The organism is Nonomuraea sp. NPDC050643 (assembly GCF_040654715.1).
In the GTDB taxonomy this organism is placed as follows: Bacteria; Actinomycetota; Actinomycetes; order Streptosporangiales; family Streptosporangiaceae; genus Nonomuraea.
In genome coordinates this window covers 1-26,394 of record NZ_JBFAIM010000114.1, presented here as the reverse complement: position 1 = coordinate 26,394, position 26,394 = coordinate 1, and the positions used below count along the sequence as shown (strand labels likewise).

Annotated in this window: 25 protein-coding genes; 18 read left to right on the top strand and 7 right to left on the bottom strand. The window is 71.2% G+C overall.

What is annotated here, in order from left to right:
- The first annotated feature begins 146 nt into the window (after positions 1 to 146).
- Entirely contained in the window at positions 147 to 1,454 is a 1,308-nt protein-coding gene (locus AB0I15_RS64305; RefSeq protein ID WP_358119921.1) for a tetratricopeptide repeat protein, read from the top strand.
- Positions 1,455 to 1,528: 74 nt separating this feature from the next.
- Here the strand turns inward: AB0I15_RS64305 and AB0I15_RS64300 are convergent, their stop codons facing one another.
- Together AB0I15_RS64300 and AB0I15_RS64295 are read right to left on the bottom strand one after the other, a co-directional pair.
- On the bottom strand, positions 1,529 to 2,497 hold the full coding sequence (locus tag AB0I15_RS64300; RefSeq protein WP_358119918.1) for a sigma factor-like helix-turn-helix DNA-binding protein: 969 nt from the start codon (positions 2,495 to 2,497) through the stop codon (positions 1,529 to 1,531).
- A 55-nt stretch (positions 2,498 to 2,552) separates the two neighbouring features.
- Positions 2,553 to 2,849, bottom strand: coding sequence for a hypothetical protein (locus AB0I15_RS64295; RefSeq protein ID WP_358119915.1), 297 nt, complete (start codon positions 2,847 to 2,849; stop codon positions 2,553 to 2,555).
- Positions 2,850 to 3,239: 390 nt separating this feature from the next.
- Here AB0I15_RS64295 and AB0I15_RS64290 point away from each other — a divergent pair, with 390 nt between their 5' ends.
- The gene (locus tag AB0I15_RS64290) at positions 3,240 to 4,115 is read left to right on the top strand and encodes a helix-turn-helix transcriptional regulator (protein WP_358119912.1); all 876 of its coding nucleotides are present in this window, start codon (positions 3,240 to 3,242) and stop codon (positions 4,113 to 4,115) included.
- A 28-nt stretch (positions 4,116 to 4,143) separates the two neighbouring features.
- On the top strand, positions 4,144 to 4,350 hold the full coding sequence (locus tag AB0I15_RS64285; protein ID WP_358119909.1) for a DUF397 domain-containing protein: 207 nt from the start codon (positions 4,144 to 4,146) through the stop codon (positions 4,348 to 4,350).
- 107 nt (positions 4,351 to 4,457) lie between these two features.
- Here the strand turns inward: AB0I15_RS64285 and AB0I15_RS64280 are convergent, their stop codons facing one another.
- Entirely contained in the window at positions 4,458 to 4,853 is a 396-nt protein-coding gene (locus AB0I15_RS64280) for a hypothetical protein (RefSeq protein WP_358119906.1), read from the bottom strand.
- A gap of 609 nt (positions 4,854 to 5,462) precedes the next feature.
- On the opposite strand from AB0I15_RS64280, the gene AB0I15_RS64275 reads away from it, so the two are divergent.
- Complete coding sequence (locus AB0I15_RS64275) at positions 5,463 to 5,639, top strand: DUF397 domain-containing protein (protein WP_358119903.1); 177 nt, start codon at positions 5,463 to 5,465, stop codon at positions 5,637 to 5,639.
- A gap of 19 nt (positions 5,640 to 5,658) precedes the next feature.
- On the opposite strand, the gene AB0I15_RS64270 is transcribed toward AB0I15_RS64275, so the two are convergent.
- From AB0I15_RS64270 to AB0I15_RS64260, 3 genes are read right to left on the bottom strand one after another with little or no spacing between them, the layout of a single operon-like run.
- Entirely contained in the window at positions 5,659 to 7,164 is a 1,506-nt protein-coding gene (locus tag AB0I15_RS64270; protein WP_358119900.1) for a tripartite tricarboxylate transporter permease, read from the bottom strand.
- A 20-nt stretch (positions 7,165 to 7,184) separates the two neighbouring features.
- The gene (locus tag AB0I15_RS64265; protein WP_358119897.1) at positions 7,185 to 7,646 is read right to left on the bottom strand and encodes a tripartite tricarboxylate transporter TctB family protein; all 462 of its coding nucleotides are present in this window, start codon (positions 7,644 to 7,646) and stop codon (positions 7,185 to 7,187) included.
- Between the two features lies 1 nt (position 7,647).
- Positions 7,648 to 8,676, bottom strand: a complete 1,029-nt coding sequence (locus AB0I15_RS64260) for a tripartite tricarboxylate transporter substrate binding protein BugD (RefSeq protein ID WP_358119894.1) — start codon at positions 8,674 to 8,676, stop codon at positions 7,648 to 7,650.
- 173 nt (positions 8,677 to 8,849) lie between these two features.
- Between AB0I15_RS64260 and AB0I15_RS64255 the strand changes: the two genes are divergently transcribed.
- Positions 8,850 to 9,533 (top strand): response regulator transcription factor, encoded by a 684-nt coding sequence (locus AB0I15_RS64255; RefSeq protein WP_195894626.1) that lies wholly within the window; start codon positions 8,850 to 8,852, stop codon positions 9,531 to 9,533.
- 6 nt (positions 9,534 to 9,539) lie between these two features.
- Positions 9,540 to 11,054: a HAMP domain-containing sensor histidine kinase gene (locus AB0I15_RS64250; protein WP_358119891.1), complete on the top strand. Its 1,515-nt coding sequence runs from the start codon at positions 9,540 to 9,542 to the stop codon at positions 11,052 to 11,054.
- Between the two features lie 44 nt (positions 11,055 to 11,098).
- Here the strand turns inward: AB0I15_RS64250 and AB0I15_RS64245 are convergent, their stop codons facing one another.
- The gene (locus tag AB0I15_RS64245; protein WP_358119888.1) at positions 11,099 to 12,052 is read right to left on the bottom strand and encodes a TAXI family TRAP transporter solute-binding subunit; all 954 of its coding nucleotides are present in this window, start codon (positions 12,050 to 12,052) and stop codon (positions 11,099 to 11,101) included.
- Positions 12,053 to 12,130: 78 nt separating this feature from the next.
- Between AB0I15_RS64245 and AB0I15_RS64240 the strand changes: the two genes are divergently transcribed.
- The 12 genes from AB0I15_RS64240 to AB0I15_RS64185 all read left to right on the top strand — a co-directional run bounded on the left by AB0I15_RS64240 (position 12,131) and on the right by AB0I15_RS64185 (position 26,262).
- Positions 12,131 to 12,910 (top strand): hypothetical protein, encoded by a 780-nt coding sequence (locus tag AB0I15_RS64240; RefSeq protein WP_358119885.1) that lies wholly within the window; start codon positions 12,131 to 12,133, stop codon positions 12,908 to 12,910.
- A gap of 85 nt (positions 12,911 to 12,995) precedes the next feature.
- Positions 12,996 to 13,163, top strand: coding sequence for a hypothetical protein (locus AB0I15_RS64235; protein ID WP_358119882.1), 168 nt, complete (start codon positions 12,996 to 12,998; stop codon positions 13,161 to 13,163).
- A gap of 254 nt (positions 13,164 to 13,417) precedes the next feature.
- Positions 13,418 to 15,349, top strand: a complete 1,932-nt coding sequence (locus AB0I15_RS64230; RefSeq protein ID WP_358119879.1) for a S9 family peptidase — start codon at positions 13,418 to 13,420, stop codon at positions 15,347 to 15,349.
- The gene (locus AB0I15_RS64225; RefSeq protein WP_358119876.1) at positions 15,313 to 16,626 is read left to right on the top strand and encodes a serine hydrolase domain-containing protein; all 1,314 of its coding nucleotides are present in this window, start codon (positions 15,313 to 15,315) and stop codon (positions 16,624 to 16,626) included. Before AB0I15_RS64230 ends, AB0I15_RS64225 begins: the two co-directional genes overlap by 37 nt.
- A gap of 11 nt (positions 16,627 to 16,637) precedes the next feature.
- The gene (locus AB0I15_RS64220; protein WP_358119873.1) at positions 16,638 to 17,951 is read left to right on the top strand and encodes a serine hydrolase domain-containing protein; all 1,314 of its coding nucleotides are present in this window, start codon (positions 16,638 to 16,640) and stop codon (positions 17,949 to 17,951) included.
- Positions 17,944 to 18,786 carry a serine hydrolase gene (locus tag AB0I15_RS64215; protein WP_358119871.1) on the top strand — a complete coding sequence of 281 codons (843 nt, stop codon included), beginning with the start codon at positions 17,944 to 17,946 and terminating at the stop codon, positions 18,784 to 18,786. Before AB0I15_RS64220 ends, AB0I15_RS64215 begins: the two co-directional genes overlap by 8 nt.
- Positions 18,787 to 18,815: 29 nt before the next feature.
- A complete protein-coding gene (locus AB0I15_RS64210; RefSeq protein ID WP_358119868.1) occupies positions 18,816 to 20,414 on the top strand; it encodes a helix-turn-helix domain-containing protein in 1,599 nt (532 codons plus the stop codon).
- A gap of 96 nt (positions 20,415 to 20,510) precedes the next feature.
- Positions 20,511 to 22,094, top strand: coding sequence for an ABC transporter substrate-binding protein (locus AB0I15_RS64205; protein WP_358119865.1), 1,584 nt, complete (start codon positions 20,511 to 20,513; stop codon positions 22,092 to 22,094).
- Positions 22,094 to 23,098 (top strand): ABC transporter permease, encoded by a 1,005-nt coding sequence (locus tag AB0I15_RS64200; protein WP_358119862.1) that lies wholly within the window; start codon positions 22,094 to 22,096, stop codon positions 23,096 to 23,098. The genes AB0I15_RS64205 and AB0I15_RS64200 overlap by 1 nt, the downstream gene beginning before the upstream one ends.
- Entirely contained in the window at positions 23,098 to 24,945 is a 1,848-nt protein-coding gene (locus AB0I15_RS64195) for a dipeptide/oligopeptide/nickel ABC transporter permease/ATP-binding protein (RefSeq protein ID WP_358119859.1), read from the top strand. The genes AB0I15_RS64200 and AB0I15_RS64195 overlap by 1 nt, the downstream gene beginning before the upstream one ends.
- Positions 24,942 to 25,619, top strand: a complete 678-nt coding sequence (locus AB0I15_RS64190) for an ATP-binding cassette domain-containing protein (RefSeq protein ID WP_358119855.1) — start codon at positions 24,942 to 24,944, stop codon at positions 25,617 to 25,619. Before AB0I15_RS64195 ends, AB0I15_RS64190 begins: the two co-directional genes overlap by 4 nt.
- A gap of 217 nt (positions 25,620 to 25,836) precedes the next feature.
- Positions 25,837 to 26,262 (top strand): VOC family protein, encoded by a 426-nt coding sequence (locus AB0I15_RS64185; protein ID WP_358119852.1) that lies wholly within the window; start codon positions 25,837 to 25,839, stop codon positions 26,260 to 26,262.
- Positions 26,263 to 26,394: the final 132 nt, after the last annotated feature.

Genomic DNA, 26,394 nt, shown 5'->3' with positions numbered 1-26,394 from the left:
ATAGCCCGTGATGCCAAGACCGTCGCCGAGGCCGGCACGAGCAACACAGCCTCTCCTGCGACGGTCTTGACATCGCAACTCCTATAGGGAATCAGACGTTGTCGCGAGCCCCGAGGTGTCGCCACCGCGACGTTAGGAGCCCCGGCATGACCCCTCGAACCGACGACCTCGACCTCCCGGGCCGTCGCGCGTTCCTGCGGCGTACGGGCCTGACCCTGGCCGCGGGCGCGGCCCTGCCCCTGCTGGCCGCCGCCCCCGGCGTGGCCGCCGCCTCCGCCACCCCCGACCAGCTCTTCAAGGAGGGCAGGCTGGCCGCCGCCGAACGCGGCTATCTAAGCCTGCTCCGCCGAGATCCGCGCGACGCGCACGTCCTGGGCCGGCTCGGCTACCTCGCCCTGCTGTCCAACCGCTTCGGCGACGCGGAGAAGCACCTGTCCAAGGCCGTCGCCCTGCATCCCGGCGACGTCGCCTCGACGCAGCGGCTGGCCGAGTGCTTCGTCCGGCAGGACCAGTTCGCCCGCGCCGCCCCGCTGCTCCGGGGCATCGATCGCCCCCGCGACCAGGCCCTCGCCGAGCTGTGCGCCCACATCAGCGGCACGCCGTGGCAGATCCACGGGGCCCAGAGCACGCAGGTGCCCTTCGTCACTCTGGACCCCGTACCCGCCGTCGAAGCCAGCCTGAACGGCGGGCCGGCCGGGACATTCTGGCTGGACACGTACGCGACGCTCGACCTGTCCCTGGAGGTGGCGGAGGCGGCGGGTCTGCGTGCGGTGGCCAGCCACTCGGGAGGCGTCGCCAACAACCAGCCGATCACGCTCTGGCTGGGCGTGCTCGACTCGTTCAAGATCGGCAACATCGAGATCCGCAACCTGCCGGTGCAATGGAGCGACGCGAAACGGCCGTCGCTGCCGGACGGCACGGCGGCGGCCGGCGCGTTCGGAACGACGATCTTCTACCACTTCCTGACCACGATGAACTACGCCGGCCGGGCCCTGCTCCTGCGTCGCAAGACCAGGCCGGCGCCCCGGACGCCGGTCGTCGACCGGCTGCCGCTGTGGCTGGCCGGCGACCACTACCCCTGCACCCTGGGCAGCCTCGGCGACTACGGACCCCGCATGGTCACCGTCGACACCGGCGGCATCGCCAGCGGTATCGACACGACGGTGGAGATCGCCGAACGGGCGGGCGGCATCACCGTGGACTACGACCACCCGATCGAACAGGCCGGACACAAGATCTACCGGCTCACCGCCGAGCGGATCAGCCTGGGCAGGGCCGTCGGCCGCGACGTGCCCGGCCACGCGGTCGATACGCTCCATCCCGGCTACCCGGGCCCGGGCCAGTCCGCGATGTTCGGCTTCGACCTGATCGCCAACTTCACCCACGAGTTCTTCAAGCCCTTCGCCATCACCTTCGACTACACCGACATGCGCCTGTCCATCACGCGCGGCTGAGCGGGCGGAGGCGCCGGCCGGTGCCGTCCCGGAGGTCCCGGCCGACCGGGACCTCCTGAACGGGCCGGTGAGGCTCAGGTTCCGGGGGGCGGGTACGCCTCGGGGTTCGTCTTCGGATCGGGCATCTCGTCCCAGGACGGGTCGTCGACGACCTTGCAGGGCTTGACCGGACCGGTGACGAGGTAACCCCCGAACTCCCACAGGGCCCTCGGCTTCTCCGGCCCCGAGGTCTGGTCCTCGTTCTCGGTGAACTCCATGACGGCCGTCTGGTCCGGCCTGATGTGCCGCGGGTCGATCCGTACCTCGCCGCCGCCCAGCTTGAACGCCCTGCCGTTCGGCGAGTTCTCGATCGCCTCCCTGATCCTCTTCCGTACCTCGGGATCCTTGCTCTTGAGCTCCTCCTTGGAGAAGGAGGGACCATCGGTGGTCCCGCGGCCGGGGGCGCACCGGGTGCCGGGCTTGACGTACGAGACGTCCGCGGTCAGGCCGACCGCCGCCAGGTCCTTCTCCACCCGGGCGGGGTCCCTGAACTCGTTGATCTTCAGGGTGATCGTGCCGTCGGTGTTCTTGGTGACCGCGTACGCCGGGGTCTCCGATCCGTTCAGGAACGGCGCCGCCACGGCCGCCGCCGCCGCGATCCCGGCGACCACCGCCCCGGTGGCCAGCCGCCGCCTGACGAGCAGGCGGGCACGATGCAGCCTGGCCCTGGCGGCCCCCTGCCGGATGCCCAGAGCGGTGGCCGCCTCGGTGATGGTGAGCTGGTCGATGACGACCAGTTCGAGCATCGCGCGATCACCGTCCGGTAATCCGGCCATGGCCTGGAAGGCCCGCCTGGCCAGGCCCTCCGCGTCGATCCGCTCTTCGAGCCGGGCGACGTCGTCGGAGTCGAGCACCGCCACGAAGACCTCCGCGACCAGGTCGGCGACCGTGTTCGGATCAGCGACCCGGCGGGCGAGGAACGACGTGATCGCGTCGACGTGGCGCCGGTAGAAGGCTTCGAAAGCGTCCGGATCTGTAGCGATGTCCGCCTGTCTGCGACGCACCGGCCATGCTCCCTTCGTCGATTACATCCCCTCTTGGTCGGCAACCGAGGAAGCGTTATGAGCACGGCGGTTTCGGTGGCGAGGCCACCAGCCTGCCTCGCCGGACCAACGGCCTGTGCGGAGCCACGGTGACGACGGTGGCGAAGCGCTCGTCCAGGTCCCGTCGCAGGCCGTCCAGTTCGTCGTGGAGAGCGGCCAGATCCTGCCTCACCTCGGCCCGGATACCGGCGAGCTCCGCCAGCACCTCGGCCACGCCGATCGCGTGCGCATCGGCGCCGTCACCGGTACGCACGCTCGCCTTGAGCGCTTGGATCCGCGTCATCAGGTCGAGGATCAGAGCCTCTGTGTCCACGCATTCCCGCCTTCGCGAAGCTGAGGAGAAGAGCCGCTGGAGGGGCTCGAGGTTCCACCGCTGAGCACATTGACAGACAGCCGGCCTCGACGGCAGTCAACGCCTCTGACCGGGGGTGCCTTCTTTCCTCCAGCGCCTGGCGTGTCTCTCCCCGGGGTGTGATCAGCCACCGCCGGGCCACTAGTGTGGCGATGATCGACCTGACCGAGGGAGGCAGATTGATCTCAGAAATCGGCCGCGCCTCCTCCTCGCGTCCGCCTGCCTGAGATACTCTTTGCAAGGATCCGTGCAACTTCCACAGAGAAGTACACGCGGTTTGTCCGGTGGCCGAAGAGCCGAGAGTTCCTGCGGTGAGGATTGCGAGGCCGCTCAAAGGGGAGGGGCAGCGGAGTGAGTCGGATCAGCGGCGGACTGCGACGCAGCCTGTTGGCCGCAGAGCTCCGTCGCCTGCGAGCGGAAGCCAGACTCAACGGCCCGGCGATCGCCAAGGAGCTCGGCTGGTCGCCCGCCAAGTTCTCGCGTCTCGAATCAGGCATCACGCGACCGTCCACTGAGGATGTGGCAGCGCTCCTCGCTCGCTACGAGGTCCCGGAGGGCCGGCGCGAAGGATTCCTCGAGCTCGCCCGCCAGGCGGCGCAGCCCGGCTGGTGGGACTCGTACGCCAAGGACCTTCCCTCTTCTTATGTCGACTACATCGCGTTCGAACACGAGGCGAGCGTCATCATAAATTGGGAACCGGGCATCATTCCCGGCCTGCTGCAGACGGCCGATTACATAGAGGCGTTCATCCGCCTGAACCAAGACTATTTTGACATGTCCCCGTCCCTTCTGCGTAGTCGCCTTCAGGCCCGTCTCAAGCGGCAGGAACTCCTGACCGCCGCTCAGCCGCTGCAGCTGAGAGCGATAGTCGACGAGGCGGTCGTCTACCGTCTCATCGGCGACAAAGAAATCATGCGGGCTCAGTTGGAGCACCTCATCAAGGTCGCCCAATTGCCCAACGTAACCATCCGGATTGTCGAGCTTGCGCGCCCGTACCCGCTCCTGACGAGCAGCCTGTCGCAGCTCCAGTTCGAACCAACAGCGCATCCCGTTGGCTTCCGGCACTCGGACATCACCTACATGGAGACGGCCACGGGAGGAGAGATCTCCTTTGATGAGAGGGAGACGCACCAGTATGGACGAATGGTCGATCGCATCATGCAGGCGGCATTGAAACCTGATGAATCAATCCAGTTGATGCGCAGAGCTGTTGGCCGGCTGGCGTAGTAGTTCACCACAGGAAGGGAGTCCCGGTATGACCACTCATCACCAGCCGCGTTGGTTCAAAAGTACGTATAGCAATACGAACGGGAACTGCGTGGAGGTCGCAAGCCTCGCGAGCGGCACTGTTGGGGTGCGCGACTCAAAGGATCCGCAGAGCCCGGTCCTGGAGTTCTCCTTCGACGAATGGGCTCAGTTGCTGACTTCGATCAAAACCGGCGTCACGAAGGGATCGAACTAGGATCGCGTTCGACGGGACTCCCGCTGGCGGGAAGCTCTTACGTGGACCGCGGTCAGCGGGAGTCCAGAAAGACATCGTCCTGGCAGGGCTCACCCTGCCGCGGGTCGTCAGAAGGCGATCTCGATCACCAGCAGGTGGCCCCATCGATGGTGCGCGCCGATCTGCACCGTCCGGGCGAAACAGGCGGCCTTGATCTCCTCGCGGTAGCTCTCGAAGAGCGGGAGGCTCATCCCTGAGCGACACCACACGAGCAGGACCACATCATGACCGTCCCAGCGGGTGTGCACGACCAGCGGGAGTCTGCCGTCGGCGGTCCGGAGGGAGGTGCGCACGCACAACCCCTGGAAGCGGTGCCGCACCAAGCGCGACCACACCCAGCCCCCTATCCGTCGCCGCATCAGGACGCCCAGTGCGACTGCTCCCGTCATCACCGACAGGACCGCTCCGACGCCCGCCTGTTCCACCAGCGCGACGATGGCGGTGGCGCCGGCCATCGCGGCCACGAGCTCCGTCCGCCAGCGCCAAGCCCTTCCGAGCCGCGCCAGCGCTCCCTCGGCGGGCGGGACGACCCGATGGTTTCGCGGGTGTCCACCTCTACCCGGGACGAAAGGGGGACTCGGCGGCCTCGCGGGCTGCGCCGGCGCGTACGTCCCGCAGCCGGTCGAAGCGAGGGTCACGGTAGACCCGCCTTCGCCAGCCGACCTTTCGAACCGTCAGCCCTGCCGCACGCGCGGAGGCGTCGTGAGCCGCCCAGATCCTCCGGTCCAGACAGGCGATGAGTCGCGGGAGGAGACGTTTGCCGGGCTCGGTCATCAGCAGATCCTGTCCGTACGACTGATGGGCGCGTGCTTCTCGCCAGCCGCTGCCGGATCTTGGCTTCTCTTCCTTCGGCCGGCTGCCACGCGAGATACTCTGAGAGTGCCTCGCAGAGAAGCTCGATGCAACTTCCGATGGAAGTACATGGGGACTGTTCGAGGGAAGTTAAGTCGAGCGTCTCAGCGAGGATTGCGGGCCGCACATTCAGGGAAGAGAAACGGAGGGATGCGGATCAGTGACCGTCTGTGATGCAGCCCACCATGTGGGGGCGCATCGCCGCCTGAAACAGGAATACTTTGAATCGTCCTGTCTCTTCTTCGTGCCGCCTTAAGGTCTCGCGAGCGGAAGTCGCGACGCTGGCCAACGGCACCGTGGGAGTGCGTGACTCGAAGGATCCGCACGGCCCGGTCCTGGAGTTCTCCTTCGAAGAATGGGATTGTCTGCTGGGCACCATGAAGTCCCGCATCCACTGAGGGAAATCAGGTCACCGGCCTACTCCTCCTCCGCGAACACGACCTCGCGGCGCTTGCGGATCGTCGGGAGGATGGCGACGACAAGTGCCGCCGCGGCGAGAGCCAGCAGCACTGCCGAGATCGGCCGGGTGAGGAAGACCGAGGCGTCGCCGCGGGAGATGATGAGCGCCCGTCGCAGGTTCTCCTCGAGCAACGGGCCGAGGACGAAGCCGAGCAGCAGGGGTGCCGGTTCACAGCCGCACTTGATCAGGATGTAGCCCAGGATCCCGAAGAAGACGATCGCGTAGACGTCGTACGCGTTGAACCCCAGTGAGTACGTGCCGATCGAGGCGAACAGGATGATCATCGGGAACAGCACCTGGTACGGGATGCGCAGCATGCGCACCCACAGCCCGATCAGCGGCAGGTTCAGCAGTACGAGCAGCACGTTGCCGATCCACATCGACGCGATCAGGCCCCAGAACAGCGCCGGTTCGTCGGTGAGGACGTTCGGGCCGGGGGTGATGCCGTGGACGATGAAGGCGCCGACCATCAGGGCCATGACCGGGTGGGCGGGCAGGCCCAGGGTGAGCAGGGGGATGAAGGACGTCTGGGCGGCGGCGTTGTTCGCGGACTCGGGGCCGGCGACGCCCTCGATCGCGCCGTGGCCGAACTCCTGCCGCCGCTTCGAGATGCGCTTCTCAACGGCGTAGGAGGTGAACGAGGCCAGTACGTGGCCGCCGCCGGGCAGGACGCCGAGGGCGGCGCCGAGGCCGGTGCCGCGCAGGATCGGGCCGACGATGCGGCGCCAGTCCTCGCGGGTCGGCCAGAGGTTCCTGACCCTGCCGACGACCGCTATGCGGGTCTGCTCGTTCTCCAGGTTGCGCAGGATCTCGGCCACCCCGAACATGCCGACGGCGACCGAGACGAAGTCGATGCCGCCGTACAGTTCCCGCTGCTCGAACACGAAGCGGGGGGTGCCGGTGTAGATGTCCTGGCCGACGGTGCCGAGCAGGACGCCGAGGGCGATCATCGCCAGTGCCTTGAGCGCCGTGCCGCGGGCCAGCGCGATCGAGACGATGAGGCCGAGCAGGACCAGGGAGAAGTATTCGGCCGGGCCGAACCGCAGCGCGACGCGGGCCAGCGGCGGGGCGGCGACGGCCAGGGCGACGGTGGCGATCGTACCGGCGATGAAGGAGCCGATGGCGGCGGCGGCCAGGGCGGCGCCGGCTCGGCCCTGGCGGGCCATCTCGTGTCCGTCGAGCGCCGTGACGGCCGCCGACGACTCGCCGGGCAGGTTGATGAGGATGGCGGTGGTCGAGCCGCCGTACTGTGCGCCGTAGTAGATGCCGGCCAGCATGATCAGTGCCGTCACCGGCTCGAAGCTGAAGGTGATCGGCAGCAGCATCGCCACCGTCGCCGTCGGTCCGATGCCGGGTAGTACGCCCACCATCGTCCCGAGCAGCACTCCGACGAAGCAGTAGAGGACGTTCTGGATGAGGAAGGCGGTGGAGAAGCCCAGGGCGAGGTTGTTGAGAAGTTCCATGCCTCAATCCGGATGCCGCGTCAGAATCCCAGCCATGGGCCCCAGAGCGGGATCCGAAGCTGAAGTCCGACGACGAAGATGAGCGTGCTGGCCAGGGTCAGTCCGGCCGCGACGGCGACGGCCATGAGAGGTCGTACGCGCGTGCTGGCCAGCGTGGTGAGCAGGGCGGTCACCGCCGAGGTCGGGACGAATCCGAGCCCCCGTACGGTGAAACCGAAGAACAGGACCGCGAGCACGATGACCACGATCGCCCGCCAGGGGATCGGCCCGAACGCGATCACCTCGCCGGCGACGAGCCCCTTGACGACGATCCCCAGGCCCAGGACCGCCACGATCGCGCCGACCAGCAGCGGGAAGGCGCCGGGGCCCATCCGCAGCGGGGTGCCCAGCTCGTAGCCGAGCGACCCCACCACGAACGCGCCACCGATCAGGATGAAGATGGCCCCGGCGAGGACGTCCGGGAAGGACCGGCGGCGCTCCACCTCAGGAGGCCTTGACGCCGGCGTCGGCGATGACCTTGGCCCAGGTGCCGAGCTGCTCTTCCAGCTTGGTCCGGTGCGCCTGCGGGGTGGCGTCCTCGGCCGGTACCGGCGCGGTGCCGAGCTTGGCCATCTGGTCGATGACCTTCTGGTCGGCCAGCGCCGTCTTCAGCGACTCGGACAGCTTCTGGACGACGTCCTGCGGCGTGCCCTTCGGGACGTAGAGGCCGTGCCACACGCTGACCTGGAGTTTGGGCAGCCCGGCCTCGGTGGTGGTGGGCAGGTCGGGCAGGCTCTTGATCCGTTCCGGCGTGGTGACCGCGTACGCCTTGACCTCGCCCGCGGAGATCTGGCCGCTGGTGTTGGTCGACTGGTCGCACATGAAGTCGACCTGGCCGCCGACGAGGTCGGTCAGGGCGGGGCCGGTGCCCTCGTACGGGACCTCCTGGAGCTTGACCCCGGCGGCGGTCTGGAACAGCAGGCCGCACAGGTGGGACGCGGCGCCGATGCCGGCGTTGGCCAGGGTGACCTTGGCGGCGTTCGCCTTCACGTAGGTCACGAGTTCCTGGAGCGTCTTGGGCTCGAAGTCCTTGCGGGCGACGATCGTCATCGGCACCTCGGTGACGAGCCCGATCATCTCGAAGCTCTCCAGCGGCTTGTAGCCCAGGTTCTGGTACAGGGCGGGCGCCGTGGACATGCCGATGTGGTGCATGAGGACGGTGTAGCCGTCCGGCTCGGCCCGCGCGACCTCGCCGGCGCCGACCGTGCCGCCCGCGCCCTCGACGTTCTGTACGACGATCTTGGTGCCGAGCTTGGCGGCCATCGGTTCGGCGATCATGCGGGTGACGGTGTCCGTCGGGCCGCCCGCGCTGAACGGGACGACGATCGTGATGTTCTGCTCCGGGTAACCGCCGCCGGTGGCGCCGCCCGTGGCGGGGGCGCCTCCGCCGCCGGAGCAGGCGGCGACGAGCGAAAAGACGCCGATCGCGGTGATCATCCGCGCGGCGGCCCGGTGCCTGCTGGTCGTTCTCATATCGCGGCCTCCTCGTCAGCGCATTCGCGTACATCGGTGAGTGCGCCGCCTCAGTCTGGGCGGGCGGGGACGCGGATGGTGTCAGAGAAATCCCAAGGAATGCGCCGAATGTCAGAGAAATCCCAAGAGCTGCGGGGCTAACGCCCGCGTGGACCCCGGCCGTACAATCCGGTATGCGGATCACCATCATCGAAGATGACGACCGCGTGGCGCGGGGTCTGGTGACCGTCCTGGCCCAGGCGGGCTTCGAGGTCCACCGCATCGCCACCGCCGCCGAGGCCGTGCGTGCCGCCCCGTCCGATGTGGTCCTCGTCGACCTGGGCCTGCCCGACGGCGACGGCCTCGACGTGATCCGCAAGCTGCGCGACCGCCCGGAGACCGCCGTCATCGCCGTGACCGCACGCTCGGAGGAGCACGAGCGGGTACGCGGCCTACGCGCCGGCGCCGACGACTACATCGTCAAGCCGTTCGGCATCCCGGAGTTGCTGGCCCGGATCGACGCCGTCCTGCGGCGTACGCGGGTGGCCCGTGCCCTGAGCCACCCGGATGAGCCGCTTGTCCTCGGCCCGATGCGGATCGGTGTCGGCACCCGCGAGGTCACCGTCGACGACACGCCCGTGACGCTGACCCGCAAGGAGTTCGAGCTGCTCCTGCTGCTGGCCCGGCGCGCCCCGAACGTGGTCAGCCGCGACGTCATCCTCGACCAGATCTGGGGCGCGACCTGGGAGTCCTCAAGCCGCACCCTCGACACCCACATCGCCGCGTTACGGCACAAACTCGGGCCGGCCGTGGTCATCCGCACGATCCACGGGGTCGGCTATCGGCTCCTGGCCGACCGGCCGGAGCTGATCGGCTGACGCGCCGTGCACCGCCGCCTGCTCGTCGTCCTGGTGCCGCTCGCGGTGCTGCTCGTCGCGGCGCTCGGGGTGCCTCTCAGCGTCTCCGTGGCCGAGCGGGAGATGCAGGAGACGTACGTCGACCGGCTCAACGACGTCGGCAGGTTCGCCTCGCTGGCGGAGACCGCGCTGTCGACCGGGCGGACCGAGGCGCTCCAGCAGGAGTTGGCGCGCTACCACGAGCTGTACGCCGTCTCGGTCGCGGTGATCGACACGTCGGGCACGGTGCTGCTCGGGCCGACGGGGGCCTACGAGGAGGCGGCGCGGGCCGAGCCGGCGCTGTCCCGGATCGTCACCGCGGCGCTGGCCGGGGCGAGGCCGGAACCGTCCGGCGATTGGGCGCCGTGGGACGACTCCGCGCTCGTGGTCGCGGAGCCGGTCGGCCGGGACAGCGAGGTCGTCGGCGCCGTCGTGACCATCTCCGACCTGTCGAAGACCCGATACCGCATCCTCGTACGCTGGGCCCAGCTCGCCGGGCTCGGGCTGCTGCCCCTGATCGCGCTGGTGGCCGTCGCCTGGCCGGTGTCGGCATGGGTGCTGCGGCCGGTGCGGGAGCTGGACGCGGCGAGCTCACGGATCTCGCAGGGCGACCTCACCATCCGCGCGGACGCCGAGGCCGGGCCGGTCGAGCTGCGGCGGCTGGCGGAGTCGTTCAACACCATGATGGACGCGGTCGAGAACGCCGTGCAGCGGCAGCGGGCGTTCGTGTCGGACGCGTCGCATCAGTTGCGCAACCCGCTGACCAGCCTCCGGCTCGCGGTGGAGAGCCTGGAGCCGCATCTGGACGCGGCCGGGGGTGGGCGGCAGGTGTACGACGTGGCCGTCGACGAGGTGAAGGCGATGCAGCGGATGCTGAACTCGTTGCAGGCCAGTGCGCGGATGGAGAGCATACGGACGGCGTCGCCGGTGGATCTCGACGCGGTCCTGGCGACGCGGGTGGATCGGTGGCGGGCGTTGACCGCGACGGCGGGGCAGAGCCTGGCGGTGGACGTGCCGCCGGGGCTGCGGGTGCTGGAGCCGACGGGTGGGCTGGGGAGCATCCTGGACGAGCTGATCAGCAACGCGTTGCGGCTGTCGGACGCGCGGATGGTGGAGGTGAGCGTCCGGGTCGTTCCCGGCGGCGGGGACGGTGACGGAAACGGTGACGGAAACGGTGGCGGGCGCGGTGGCGGGCGCGGTGACGGGCGCGGTGACGGGGCCGCGGACGGAGGGGTGGTCACGATCGCCGTCCGGGACGACGGCCAGGGGATCGACGCGTCCGAGCGGGCCCAGGCGTTGCGGCGGTTCTGGCGGTCGCCGCGGCACCAGAACGTGTCCGGGACCGGCCTGGGGCTGGCGATCTGTGCCGACCTGGTGGGGGCGGCCGGGGGCGAGCTGCGGCTGGAGGAGGGGCTGTCGCGTCCGGACGGGTCAGGGTACGGGTTCGCCGCGGTGGTCGCGTTGCCGGTGGCACCGTCGTCCGATGCTCCAGAGCCCGCCTGACAGAGCCCGCCTGACAGAGCCCGCCTGGTTGTCGGCGTCCGGGGTCAGCGTTTGCGGTCGCGGAACCAGGCGGCGGCGCCGGGATGGAGCGGGATCGACGCGGTGGAGATCCCCGTGCGTACGTTGATCTGCCACGCCTCGGGAACGGCTTCGGCGCCGCCGCGGCCGGCGGAGGTGATCGTGCCGGTGTGCGTGAAGATCGTGTCGGTGATGGCGCGGACCAGGTCGCTGGGCAGGTCGTTGCGGACGAGCAGCACGTTCGGCACGGCGATGGTCCGGATGGCCGGGACCCCCGCGTAGGCGGTCGCGGGGATCATGGCCGGGGTGTAGGGACCGGGGAACGCCGTGAAGAGCGCGTCCGCCTGCGCGTCCAGCGGGATCAGCCGGATCGGGTGCCGCTGCGTCAGCTCCGTGATCGCGGGCGTCGGGACCCCGGTCAGGGAGAACATCGCGTCGATCTCGCCGTCACGCAGCGCCGCCGCCGATTCGGCCTGGCTGAGGTAGCGGCCGTCGGCGTCCACCAACCCGAGCTCCAGAACCCGCAGCGAGGTGAACTCGGTGCCCGAGTCGCGGGCGCCGAGGGATATGCGCCTGCCCTTGAGATCCCGGAACTCCTCGATCGCCGAACCGGCCATGACCACGAGATGCAGGTGACTGTCGTACAGCCGGCAGATCGCCGAGAGCCCCTCGGGCGCGCTGCCGTCGGTCGTGATCAGCGCGTCCAGGCTGCTCAGCCCGAGGTGTGCCACACCGGCCCGCAGCATCCGGATGTTGTCGGTGGACGCCCCGCTCGGCACGGTGCTCACCGTGGCGCCCGGCACCTGCTCGGTGATGTGCTCGGCCAGCGAACCGCCGATGCGCCGGTACACCGCCCCCGCCGGCCCGGTGGCCAGCCGCAGGTGGACCTCGTCGGCCTCAGGCTGCCGGGAGCAGCCGGCGAGCAGCCCGCCGGCGGCCAGGAGCATCGCCCGCCGACTGAGCCGTCGCTCCAGGTTCATGCCGCGATGATACGGACGGCGGCCTGTCTGGCGTCGAGGACATCGGCGTCCGCGCCGATCGAGTTAGCATGGCGTGCCATGGCGATCACCGAGGAGACGATCACGAGGTTGCGGGCCGCGGCCACCGGCGGAGACCCGGACGCCGCTCGCGAGCTGGGCCGCCTGCTGTGCCTGCTCCGAACCGACTCGCTGGAGGTGGCCGGTGACGGCGACTTCCTCGCGACCTGGCCGGAGGAGCCGTGGCTGCGCGCCGCCCTGCGCGCCCGTCCCGACGACCGGCTCGCCGCGGTCCTCCTGGCCGGGCGGCTCGTCCAGCAGATCGCCTTCTGGCGGATCGACGACGACCACGCGGCGGAGCACGGCGAGGACGACCGCACCCTCGCTCGCAGGCGGGACGAGGCACAGGCCCTCTACGCGCGAGTGCTGGAGGCCGAGCCCGGCCATTCCGTCGCCCGCGCCGGGGTCGCCGCGCTGAACGCGTGGGCCGACGACGACGGCGCGCCGGCGAAGGAACCGTCCTTCTCGTACTACGAGCTCGACATGACGGCCGGGTCGGGTTCGTACGTCCACTCCGAGCGGGTGGTCGCCACCGACCCCGACGAGGTGCGCTGGGCCTGCTCCTGGCTCGTGGCTCCGATGGTGGCGGAAGTGGGAGAGCCTCCCTACGGGGTCGACCTCCACCTCTTCACCTACGCCGGCGGGCGGTGCGACGGCATCGTCGATCTCGGTGAGCGTTTCACCGCCGACGGCACGCTCGACTGGGACGCCGTCGAGATCCCGCCGCTGACCGGCGAGCCGCTGCCCGTGGGCCACCCGGTCGGCTTCGGCCACTACGGCTACTCCTGCGACTGGGGATGACCAGGCGTGGTCACCTCCGAACACGGGCGGCGACGACCGTAAGCTGAGGCCGGGAAGACCGCCCGATGCCGGCGGAGGAGGACACATGCCTGTTGTCGTGGGCGCCGCGGCCGCCATTCTGACCATCGTCCTGGTGGGCACCATCACGGCCGCGATCGGTGGCCTGGGCGACGTCGAACTCGTCGTGGTCGTGCTCCTCGGGCTGATCGCCGGAGTGATGACGGGCGTCTGGGAAGTACGCCGTCGCCGGTGACCTCCCGCGCGACACGCACCTCTCGGCCGAGGGGGTCCCTCCGTCCCGCCCTCGTTCACCACCTGGGCTGATCCGGCGGGCGGAGGATGGCGGCCGGGTCCGTCATCTCGGCTTCATCCCAGGTGGCGGCGGCTGGAGGGCCGCTGCGCGAGGGTGGTACGCGGGCGACGGCGTTGGGTTTCCGCACAAGTCGGGCGGAGTCCTTCGTCGGAAGCACCGAAGATGCCCGGACGGTGGCGGCCTACGGTTCGTTCATGTCGCATCTCGTGCTCGACGACCTCTACCGCCTCGCCGTCCCCTCCGATCCCCAGGTGCGTCCCGACGGGGGAGCGGTGGCGTACACGTTGACGACCGCCGTGCGGGACTCCGACGAGAACCGGACCGAGATCTGGCTGGCCGCGCCCGGCGCCGAGCCGCGGCGGCTGGCCGCGGGCAGTGCCGCGCGGTGGGCCCCGGACGGGCGGACGCTGGCGCTGCTGCGGCCGGTGGACGGCAGGTCGCAGATCCATCTGCTGCCCATGGACGGTGGCGAGCCGGTCGCGGTGACGTCGGCGAAGCTCGGGGCCGGCGCGCCCGTCTGGTCTCCGGACGGCTCCCGCGTCGCGTTCGCCGCGCTGGTGGGGACGGGGGAGGGCGGCGCGATGGCCGGCCCGGACGCGCCCGTCGTGGCCCGGCGGCTCGACCACAAGGCCGACGGGGCGGGGCTGCTGCGCGGGCTGACCAGGCACCTGTTCGTCCTGGACGTGACGAGCGGCGAGACGGCGCAGGTCACCGAGGGCGACTTCCAGGTGGGCGAGCCGTCGTGGTCGCCGGACGGCACGCGCCTGGCGTTCGCCGCCGCCATGGACGACGATCGCGACCTGGTGCCGGGTGGGGCGGCGTACGCGGTCGACGCGGTCAAGGAGGCGGTGCCCGAGCGGTTGACGGATCCCGACCTCATCTGCGTCGGGGTGTGGTGGCTCGGCGAGCGGCTGGTCGCCGCGGGGCTGAAGGGGGGCGTGGTCGGGCATACGCGGCTGTTCGACCTCGGCTCCGGCGGGTGGGCCGAGGTGGAGACGGAGCTCGACCGGAACGTCATGACCGGCGCCCCCGGCTACCCGGGCGGCACTCCGGCGCAGGCCGGCGATGAGCTGCTGTTCTGCGCGCGGGACGGTGGCTCGACGCATCTCTACCGCCTCGCCGAGGGCGAGCCCGGGGAGCGGCTGGTGCCCGGGGAGGTCAACATCTCGGGGATCAGCGCGGCGGCGGGGGTGGTCGCGTACGTGGCGGCGACGCCGTACAGCGCGGGGGACGTCTACCTGGCGACGCTGCGCCCGACAAAGGTAGCGTCAGGCGAAATGTCGGATATATCTGGTGCGCCAGCGCCGGATATATCCCGACTGACCACCTACGACCTCAACGAGGTTGAGCTGTTCACCGCCCACCGCCGCACCTTCACCGCCCCGGACGGCACCCGGATCGAAGGCTTCGTCCTGCGCGACGACACCCGGCAGACCCCCGGCCCCCTGCTGCTGGACATCCACGGCGGCCCGCACAACGCCTGGTCCCCCGTCTTCGACGGCGTCCACCTCTACCACCAGCTCCTGGCCGCCCAGGGCTGGACCGTCCTCACCGTCAACCCGCGAGCCAGCGACGGCTACGGCGAGGACTTCTTCACCGCCTCGATCGGCGCCTGGGGCCTGGCCGACGCCCAGGACCTCCTGGCCCCCGTCGACGCCCTGATCGCCGAGAACGTCGCCGACCCCGACCGCCTGGCCGTGACCGGCTACAGCTACGGCGGCTACATGAGCTGCTGGCTCTCGGCCACGACCGGCAGGTTCAGAGCGGCCGTCCCGGGCGGCTGCGTCAGCGACCTGACCAGCCTGAGCGGCACGTCCGACCTGGGCCTGCTGATGAAGGACCACGAGTACGCCGGCGACCTGACCGCCCAGTCGCCCATCACCCACGTCGCGAACGTCACCACCCCGACGCTCATCCTGCACGGCCAGGACGACGACCGCTGCCCCGTCGGCCAGGCCGAGCAGTGGTTCACCGCCCTGCGCGAGCGCCGGGTCCCGGTCGAGCTGGTGCGCTACCCCGGCGCGAGTCATCTGTTCATCCTGAGCGGGCGTCCCTCGCACAGGTACGACTACAACGAAAGGATCATCGCGTGGCTGGAGCAATGGGTCACCGGCTCGCCGAGCTGATCGCGGAGTACGAGGTTCCCGGTTCGGCGCTGGCGTACTGGCACGAAGGCGAGCTGCACGAGTTCGCCGCCGGCATGCTGAACGTCGACACCGGCGTCGAGGCGACCACCGACGCGCTCTACCAGATCGGCTCGGTCACCAAGGTGTGGACCGCGACCCTGATCATGCAGCAGATCGAGCAGGGCCGGCTGACGCTGGACACGCCCGTCGTCGAGGTGCTGCCCGAGTTCAAGGTGGCCGACCCCGAGGTCACCAAGAACGTGACGATCAGGCACCTGCTCTCCCACACCAGCGGCATCGACGGCGACCAGTTCATCGACACGGGCCGCGGCGACGACTGCGTGGAGAAGTACGTGGCCGCCTGCGCGACCCTGGCGCAGAACCATCCGCTCGGCGTCACCCAGTCCTACTGCAACTCCGGGTTCGTCATCGCGGGCCTGGTGCTGGAGCGGCTGACCGGCAAGCGCTGGGACGACGTGCTGCGCGAGGGCATCTGCGAGCCGCTCGGCCTCACGCACACCTGGACGCTGCCCGAGGACGTGCTCCGGTTCCGCGCCGCCATGGGCCACGAGGCCGGCGCGACCGTCCCGATGTGGGGTCTCATGCGGTCGATGGGCCCGGCGGGGCTCATCTGCGCCCGTCCGGCCGACGTGGTCGCCTTCGGCCGCGCCCACCTGGAGGGCGGTCTGCTGGAGAACGCGAGTGCCATGTGGGAGCCGCAGGTCGACATCCCGAACCCGTACACGCTGGGCAAGCAGTGGGGTCTCGGCTGGATCCTCGACGAGTGGAGCGGCCGGCGGGTCATCTCCCACGGCGGCAACACCATCGGCCAGCACGCCATGCTGTGGGCCGTGCCCGAGACCGGGACCGTCGTCTGCGTGACCGCCAACGGCGGCCAGAGCGGCGCGTTCACCCGGGCGGTGGCCACCGAGCTGTTCGCCGAGCTCGACGGCCTGACCGTGCCGGCCGAGCTGTCCCCGCCGCAGACGCCGGTCGACGTGGACGTCACGCCGTACGCGGGCGTGTACGAGCGGGTCGGCTCCCGGATGACGCTGAGCGTGCTCGACGACGGCACGGCCCGCCTGCGCCTGGAGGCCACCGGTGAGCTGGCGGCCCTCCAGGAGCCCGAGGAGTCCGACTTCGTGCCGGTCGAGGAGAATCTGTTCGTGTTCCAGGCGCCGGTCACCCGCGACTGGCTGGCGGCGGTGTTCTTCGAGCTCGCCGACGGCACCCGGTACGTTCACCTGGGCGCCCGCGCCACCCCCAAGGTCAGCTGAGGAGAACCGACATGGATCTGCGGGATCGCCTCGCCGAGGCGGCGCGCGAGCACGGCGTGCCCGGAGCGGCCGTCGCGGTGTGGCGTGACGGCGAGCTGCACGAGGCCGCCACCGGCGTGGTGAACACGGCCACCGGTGTGGAGACCACGCCGGACAGCGTGTTCCAGGTCGGCTCCACCACGAAGGTGTGGACGGCGGCGCTGGTCATGCAGCTCGTGGAGGACGGCCTGGTCGAGCTGGACGGGCCGGTGGGGGAGCACCTGCCGGGCTTCGCGTTCGGCGGCGTCACCATCCGGCAGTTGCTCGCGCACACGGCCGGCTTCGACGGCGACGTGTTCGAGGACACCGGGCGCGGTGACGACTGCCTGGAGCTGTTCCTCGACCACCTGCGCACCGCCGGGCACGTGCACGAGCCGGGCGAGCTGTTCTCCTACTGCAACGCCGGCTACTGCGTGCTCGGCGCGCTGGTGTCCCGGCTGCGCGGCGGCACCTGGGAGCAGGTGATGCGGGAACGCCTGCTCGGCCCCCTGGGGGCCACGCACGCGGCGCTGTTCGGCGAGGAGGCCGTGCTCTTCCGCGCGTCGGCGGGTCACGTCGGGCCGGACGCCGCCGTCTATCCCGCCTGGCAGATGCCCCGCTCCAACGCCCCGGCCGGCTCCACCCTGTGCCTGGCGCCCCGGGAGCTGGTCGCGTTCGGCCGGGCGCTGGCGGCCGGCGGTCCGGCGCCGGACGGCACCCGGCTGCTGTCGGAGGAGTCGGTGGCCGCGATGCTCACCCCGCAGGTCCACGTGCCGGGGGTCGGTGGCGCGCGTGCCGACCGGTGGGGGCTGGGCGTGGAGCTGTTCGGCTGGGGCGCGTTCGGCCATGACGGTGGCACGCCCGGGCAGAGCACGTACTGGCGCGTCGTGCCCGAGGCGGACTTCGTCATCGCGATGAGCGGAAACGGCGGCTCGTTCTTCGGGCTGGTGGCCGACGTCGCGCGGCCGGTCATCGAGGAGGCGACCGGGCTGGCCGTGCCCGCGCACCCCTCGCCGCCGCCGGCGCCGGAGCCTGTGGACGGCACCCCGTACGCGGGCCGCTACACGGGCCCGCAGCTCGGCTACGAGGTCGCCGCGGCCGCGGACGCCCTGGAGGTCACGCTCATCCCCGGCCCTCTCATGGAGAGCATGGGCGCCACCCGCTCGACCAGCCGGTACGTGCACCTCGACGGCGAGTCGTTCATCGCGGTCGAGCCCGAGGGCGGCCGGCACGACGTGGTCACGTTCGTCATGCGTGACGGAAGGGCCGCCTACCTGCACAACGGCCGCGCGGTGGCCCGTGCCTGACCTGCGGGAGGTGTTCGCCGAGGCGGGCGTGCGGGGCTTCCTGCACGCCCGCGAGGTGGACGGCGCCGCCGAGATCGGGCTCGACCCGGACGAGCCTGTCGTGCTCGCCTCGGTCTTCAAGATCCCGATCGCCCTGGAGTACGCCCGGCAGGCCGCCGCCGGCGAGATCGCCCGCACCGAGCGGCTCACCGTCACCGCCGCCGACAAGGACGGCGGCATCGGCACCTCCGGCTGCCTCGACGACGTGTCGCTCACCCTGCGCGACCTGTCCCACTTCATGATCACGATGTCCGACAACGCCGCGACCGACGTGCTGCTGCGCCGCGTCGGCCTCGACCGGGTCAACGGCACCCTCGCCGAGCTGGGGCTGCGCCGCACCCGGCTCATCGGCGGGTGCGCCGAGCTGTTCCAGCAGGTCACCGACGACATCGGCGACGACTGGGACGCCGCCGGCCAGGACGAACTGCGGGCCATGGCCGTCCGCGACCCGGCCCGCACCACCGCCGGCACCCCGCGCGAGATCACCACGCTGCTGAGCCTCATCTGGCGCGACGAGGCCGGCCCACCCGAGGCGTGCGCGGAGGTGCGGAAGGTCATGGGCGAGCAGATCTGGCCGCACCGGCTGGCCACCGGCTTCCCCGACGAGGTACGAGTGTCGGGCAAGACGGGCACCCTGTGGGGCATCAGGAACGAGTCGGGCGTCGTCGAGTACCCCGACGGCAAGCGGTACGCCGTGGCCGTGTTCGTCCGCAGCGACGTCATCCGCTCCCGCCTGCCCGCCGCGGACGCCGTCATCGGCCGGGCCGCCCGGATGGCCGTCGACCTGCTGCGTTGACATCGGACGTGGTGGACTATCGTGAGCGCGTGAGGAACCGTCCCCGAGCCAGCCTGGGCCGGATCCTGCAAGACCTCGGCACCACGGTGCTCGACGTGGCGGCCTCGCCCGGCGATCTCGACACCGAGGTCACCGGGGTGCACATCTTCGACCCGCTCGACGAGCTGATCGTTCCGCAGGGCGGCATCGTGCTCGCGGTCGGCGTGCGCGGCGCCGCGGAGATCTGTCACCTCATCGAACACGCGCCCTCCGCCGCGGGCGTCGTCGTGAAGCTGCCGGTCGACGTCGACGAGCGGGTCCGCGCCACCGTGCTGGAGTCCGGCGTGGCCGTGCTCGGCCTCACCAGGGCCGCCTCCTGGGCGCAGGTCGCCGCGCTGCTGCGCTCACTGCTGGCCGAAGCCGACCTGGCCGAGCCCGGCCAGGAGCCCCAGGGAGACCTGTTCTCGCTGGCCAACGCCGTCTGCGCGCTGCTCGACGCGCCCGTCACCATCGAGGACAGGTCGTCGCGGGTGCTGGCCTTCTCCGGTCGGCAGGACGAGGCCGACCCTGGCCGGGTGGAGACGGTGCTCGGCCGCCAGGTGCCCGAGCGCTACCTGCGGATGCTCGACGAGCGCGGCTTCTTCAAGCAGCTCTACCAGAGCCGCGAGCCCGTCTACATGAAGCTCGAGGACGAAGGCGTGATCAACCGGGTCGCCGTGGCGGTGCGCAGCGGCGACGAGATCCTCGGCTCCATCTGGGTGGCCGTGCGCGAGCCGCTCAGCGAGCAGCGGCAGCGCGCGCTCGCCGACGCCGCCAAGATCGTCGCGCTGCAGCTCCTGCGGGAGCGGGCCGGGGCCGACACCCAGCGGCGCCTGCGCGCCGACCTGCTGTCCACCGTGCTGGCCGGGGGCGCCGACGCGCCCGAGGCGGCCGGGCGGCTGGGCATCGCCACCACCCGGCTCTGCGTGCTGGCCGCCCAGCTCGGCTCCGACGGCACCGCCGCCCTCGCCGCCGATCCCGCTCGCGGCGAGAGCGACCGGCAGCGGTTCTGCGACGCGCTGGCGCTGCACGTCGCCGCCATCCACCCCAAGGCCGCCGCCGCGCTCATCGGCTCCATCGCCTACGCCGTGCTGCCGCTGCACTCGGTGGGCGACGAGGAGGCGCGGGCCGTACGCGTGGCCGAGAGCTTCCTGGCCAGGGTCGGTCCCCGCCACGCCGCCAACATCGGCGTGGGCCGACTGGCCGCCAACCTCTCCCAGGTGGCCAGGTCGCGCGCCGACGCCGACCGGGCGCTGCGCGTGCTGCGCGCCCGCGACACGATCGGCCAGGCCGCCGACTATCCGGCCGTGCACTTCGAGTCGCTGCTGCTGCAGGTCGCCGACGTGGCCGCGGCGGAGGAGCAGACGCCTACCGGCCCCTACCAGCGGCTGCTCGACCACGACGCCGAGCACGGCACCGAGCTGGCCGCCACCCTGCGCGCCTACCTCGACGCGTTCGGCGACGTCAACGCCGCCGCCGCCCGCGTCCACGTGCACGCCAACACCTTCCGCTACCGGCTCAAGCGCCTGGTCGAGATCAGCGGCCTCGACCTGTCCGACGCCGACGCCCGGCTCACCGTGATGCTGCAGATGCGGATCTTCGGTCGCTAGCACGAGCCGCCCGGCTTTTTTCGTGTCTGGGGACATAGAACCGGATCTGCGCAGGCAGGAGGGTGGTGGCCAACCCCCCGCTCGTCTGGAGTCCCCATGACAAAACCCGCAGTCGCGGCCCTCGCCGGGCTGGCTCTGCTCACGGCCGCGTGCGGTGGCACGACGAGCGGCCCCGAGCAGCAGGGCAAGCCTGCCACGGGCGGTACCTTCACCTTCGCCATCCCCGCCGACCCCGGCGTCCTCGACCCCGCCATGGGCGTGCTGACGGTCACCAACAACGTGCTCGCCCTCGCCTACGACACCCTCGTCGCCGTCGACGGCTCGGGGAAGATCGTCCCCGGGCTGGCCGAGAAGTGGGACGTCAAGCCCGACTCGGTCACCTTCACGTTGCGCAAGGGCTCCACCTGCTCGGACGGCTCGCCGGTGATCCCCTCGAACGTGGCCGACAACGTCAACCACATCGCCGACCCCGCCACCAAGTCGCCCATCTACGGGGTGCTGGTCCCCGCGGGCATGAAGGCGGAGGCCGACGACGCCGCCGGCACCGTGACGCTGTCCATGCCGGAGCCGTTCAGCTTCATCCTGGAGAGCACGCGGACGATGTTCATCGTCTGCGGCAAGGGGGTCAAGGACCGCGCCTCGATCGCGCGGGCCACCTCCGGCAGCGGGCCGTACCAGCTCACCGAGGCGGTCCCCAGCGACCACTACACGTTCAAGGTCCGGCGCGACTACACTTGGGGTCCGGGCGGCGCCACCACCAAGGACGTGCCGGAGACGGTGATCATGAAGGTCGTGCCGAACGAGCAGACCTCCGCCAACCTGCTCATCGCCGGCACCCTCAACGGCGGCGTCTTCCTCGGCGCCGACCGGTCCCGCGTCGAGGCCACCCCCGGCGTGAACAAGCAGTTGATCACGGGCGGCAACGGTCAGTTCTTCTACCACCAGGGTGACGACCGGCCGGCCCGGGACCCGGAGGTCCGCAAGGCCCTCACCCAGGCGCTCAACCTCCAGGAGCTGGCCGGCATCGCCTCCGGCGGCACCGGCAAACCGGCCACCGGCCTGGTGATGGAGCCGCGGCCCTGCCAGGGCGACTCCGTCGCGGGCCACGTGCCCGCCTATGACGCCGCGGCCGCCGCGGCGGCGCTCGACGCGGCCGGCTGGAAGCTCGGCGCCGACGGGTTCAGGGCCAAGGACGGCAAGCGGCTGAGCCTGCGCTACATGTACGCGACCACGCGCGGCCCCGGCTTCCAGGCCGCCGCCGAGTACATGGCGGGGGTGTGGAAGAAGCTGGGCGTCGAGGTGAAGCTGACCGGCGTGATCGACACCAAGCTGTCGGAGTCGCTCAACGCCACCCAGGACTGGGACGTCGTGTGGCTGCCGATCGGCGTCACCCTGCCCAGCCAGCTCGTCGGCTTCCTGTCGGGGCCGTCCGCCCCCAAGGGCGCCAACTTCGCCCACCTGGCCAACAAGCGGTACGAGGAACTCGTCGCGAAGGCGAGCAAGCTCCCCGCCGCCGAGGCCTGCCCGATGTGGCTGGAGTCGGAGTCGGCCCTGTTCGAAGGCGCCGACCTGGTGCCCGTGGTGGACAACACGGCGCTGCTGGCCGGCAAGGGCGCCACCTTCCTGACCACGGCCGGGAGCCTGGTGCCCACCTCGATCCGCCTCACACAGGGAGACTAGTGAGCCCGCCGCACGCAGGCAGAGCGGCGAACGCGCCCGGGAGGACGGCCGCCCGCAGGACGCTGCGCACGGCCGTGCGCCGGATCGTCAGGTTCGCCGTGTCGCTGGCGGTGCTGCTGGTGGCGTCGTTCGCGATGATCCACCTCATCCCGGGCGACCCGGTCCGCGCCTCGCTCGGGCCGGCCGCCCCGATGGAGCTGGTCGAGGCCCGCACGGCCGCGCTCGGCCTCGACCGGCCCCTGCCGGAGCAGTTCACCACGTACGTCGGCGACATCCTGACCGGTGACCTCGGCGCGTCCTTCCTGACGGGGGAGCCGGTGGGCGACGTCATCGCGGCCCGCCTGCCGAACACCCTGACCCTGGCCCTCCTCGCCACCGCCGTGGCGCTGGTCGTGGCGGTGCCGCTCGGCATGTGGGCCGCCGTACGCACCGAGAACGGCCGCAACCGCGGCACCGAGCTGACCTTCGGCACGGCGACCGGCGCCGCCGTGGCCGTGCCCGAGTTCCTGTACTCGATCGCGCTGGTGGCCGTGCTGGCCGTGGGCCTCGGCTGGTTCCCGCCGGCGGGCAAGGCCGGGCCGCTCACGTACGTGCTGCCCGTCGTGGCCCTGTCGGTCGGGCCGATCGCGATGATCGCCCGGATCACGCGCGTCGAGACCCTGCGCGAGCTGGGCACCGACTACGTGCGCCTGGCCCGCGCCAAGCGGCTGCCCGCGGCCCGGCTCCACCTGCGGCACGTGCTGCCCAACACGCTCACCGCCACCCTCACCATGGGCGGCCTGCTGCTGACCTCGCTGATCGCCGGCAGCGTCCTGGTCGAGTACGTCTTCGCCTGGCCCGGACTCGGCCTCAAGATCGTCGAGTCGATCACGCAGAAGGACTACCCGGTCGCCCAGTCCGTGATCCTCGTCTACGGCGCCATCGTGCTGACCGTGAACCTCATCGTGGACCTGGTGCTCGGCGCGCTCGACCCCACCTCGGAGATCAAGGAGGTCTCGGCCTGATGCGGGCCCGCGTGACGAAGGGATCCAGGCCCCGCAGCGGCGTGTGGCGCAGCGGCCCGGCGCTGATCGGCGGGGTGCTGGTGCTGCTCATGGCGGTGCTGGCGGTGGCCGGGCCGATCATCTGGGGGGAGGCCGCCGAGCGCATCGACGCCGGCGCCATCCTCCAGGGCACCTCCGCCGCGCATCCGCTCGGCACCGACAACCTGGGCCGCGACCTGCTGGCCCGGGTCCTGGTCGCGGGCCGATACTCGCTGGCCCTGGCGCTGGCCGCCACGCTCATCGGCGCCGTCGGGGGCATCCTGCTCGGGGCGCTCCCGTCCGTGCTGCCCAGGCGGGCCGCCCGGCTGGTCACGGGCGCGGTCAACGCCCTGGTGGCCTTTCCCGGCCTGCTGCTGGCCATGTTCACGGCGGTGGTGGCCGGGCTCGGCGCGCGCGGCGCGGTGCTCGGCATCGGCGTGGCCATCGCGCCCGGCTTCGCGCGGCTCACCCAGACCCTGGCCGCCTCCGTCGCCGGGGCCGACTACGTGGCTGCCGCCCGCATGCTCGGGGTGCCCCGCCGCCGCGTCCTCGCCCGGCACATCCTGCCCAACATCGCCGAACCGCTCATCCTCAACCTCGCCCAGTCGCTCGGCGGCGCGCTGCTCGGCCTGGCCGGCATGTCGTTCCTGGGCCTCGGTGTGCAGCCGCCGGACTTCGACTGGGGACGCCTGCTGTTCGACGGGTTCACGCGGATCTACGTCACCCCCGAGGTCGTGCTCGGTCCGGCGGCGGCCGTCGCGCTGGCCGGCATCGGCTTCAACCTGCTGGGCGACACCCTGGCCAGGGCCGCCGCCCGCTCCTCGGCCGGGCAGCGCGACACCGCCCGCCCCGCGCCGCCCGAGCCCGCCGTGGAGCCGGACCCGGAGGCCGTCCTCGAGGTCCGCGACCTGACCGTCTCGTTCCCGGGCGGTTCGACCCCCGTACGTGAGCTGTCCCTGAGCGTCGCGCCGGGCGAGATCGTGGGCCTGGTGGGCGAGTCCGGCAGCGGGAAGAGCCTGACCGCCGCCGCAGTCGGCGGCCTCGTGCCCTATCCCGGCGCGGTGACGTACGGCCGGTTGCGTCTCGGCGGCGCCGACGTCGCCGCCATGTCCGGCAAGGAGCTCGGCACGGCGCTCGCCATGGTGTTCCAGGACCCCATGGCCTCGCTCAACCCCGCCCTGAAGGTCGGCGGCCAGCTCGCCGAGGTCGCGATCGTCCACCAGGGCGCGAGCCGCGCGGACGCCCGCCGCCGCGCCGTCGACCGGCTCGGCCACGTCCGGCTGCCCGACCCGGCCAAGCACGCCGCCCAGCATCCGCACGAGCTGTCCGGCGGGATGCGCCAGCGCGCGGTCATCGCGATGGGCCTCATGGGCACGCCCCGCCTGATCATCGCCGACGAGCCCACGACCGCCCTCGACGTGACCGTACAGCGGCAGATCCTGCGGCTGCTGCGCGAGGTCGTCGCGGAGACGGGCGCGGCGCTGCTGTTCATCTCCCACGACATCGCCGTCGTCGGCGAGCTCTGCGATCGCGTCGTCGTCATGTACGCCGGGCGCGTGGTCGAGGAACTGCCCGCCGACCGGCTCGCCGACGGCGCCGCCCACCCCTACACCAGGGCGCTCATCGCGTCCCTGCCCGACCTCGACACCGACCGCGCCCGGCCGCTGGCCGGCATCCCCGGTACCCAGCCGTCCCCGGCGCAGGTCGGAGCGGGCTGCGCGTTCGCCGGCCGGTGCGCGCTCGCCACCGAACGGTGCCACACCGAACGCCCCGAACTCGTCGACCACGGCCCGCGGCAGCGGGTCGCCTGCTGGGAGGTCACCTCGTGAGGATCGAAGGGCTGACCGTGCGGTACGGCGGCTTCACCGCGGTCGACGACGTCACCCTGGAGATCCCCGACGGGCACGTCGTCGGTCTCGTCGGCGAGTCCGGATCGGGCAAGTCGTCGCTGGCCAGGGCCGTGAGCGGGCTCGTCTCCTACACGGGCCGGATCGACGGCGCGCAGCGGGTCCAGATGGTCTTCCAGGACCCGTACGCGTCGCTGGACCCGCGCATGACGATCGGCGAGACGGTCGGGGAGGGCATCGTCAAGCGCCGCCGCGCCACGGAGGTGCCGCGGCTGCTCGGCCTCGTCCACCTGCCCGCCGAGCTGGCCGACCGCTACCCGCGCGAGCTGTCGGGCGGCCAGCGGCAGCGGGTGGCGATCGCCCGCGCCCTCGGCGGCGACCCCGCGCTGCTGGTCGCCGACGAGATCACCGGCTCGCTCGACGTGTCGGTCCAGGGGGCCGTGCTCAACCTGGTCCGCGGGCTGCGTGACGAGCTGGGCCTGTCGATGCTGTTCATCTCGCACAACCTGGCCGTCGTCCGGTACGTCGCCGACACGATCGCCGTCATGCACCACGGCCGGATCGTCGAGCACGGGCCCGCCGAGCAGGTCGTGGAGGAGCCCGCACACGACTACACGCGCGCGCTGCTGGCGGCGGTGCCGCGGCTCAGGGGCTGATCCTTTCTCTACACTTGCCCGTTGTGCCCGCTTTGCGCAGAGAGCAGTCCTACCCCGGCTTGGCGCCGCTGCTGGCCACTCCGTGCGACTTCCTCGTCTACCACAAGGACCTCGCGGCGACCTCCTGAGAACCGGTCGACGGACCGCCGTCAAAGTGCTCAATTGATGAGCACTTTGGCTGCGAGGATGGTGTCCTGACCGACGAAAGGAACAGGACATGCTGCGCGGACTCACCACCGTCGCCTTCTACTCCCCCGACTTCGAGGCCACCAAGCGCTGGTACACCGAGCTGCTCGGGATCCCGCCGTACATGGACACCCCGGCGTACATGGAGTGGCGCATCGGCGACTACCAGCACGAGTTCGGCTTCATCAACAGCTCGTACGCGGGCAGCGAGCTGGCCATGACGCCCGACCCCGGCACGATCGGAAGGCCCGCGGGCGCCCTGGTCTACTGGCACGTCGACGACGTCCCCGCGACGCTCGAACGGCTGGTGGCCATGGGGGCGAAGGAGCACGACCGGCCGCGCGACCGGGGCACCGGCTTCATCACCGCCTCCGTCATCGACCCCTGGGGCAACGTCCTCGGCCTGATGTACAACCCCCACTACCTGGAGGTTCTGGGTTCGACAGAGAGGTCATGACGACCCTCGCCGGGCCTGTGGCGTGGATCACCTTGGCTGTGTGGATTCCTCCACAGTTGATCGTGGGGCTTCTCCGTAACGTTCAGGTCATCGCCGGATGGGCCGGTGGTAGCCCCTCTAGGAGGAACCCGA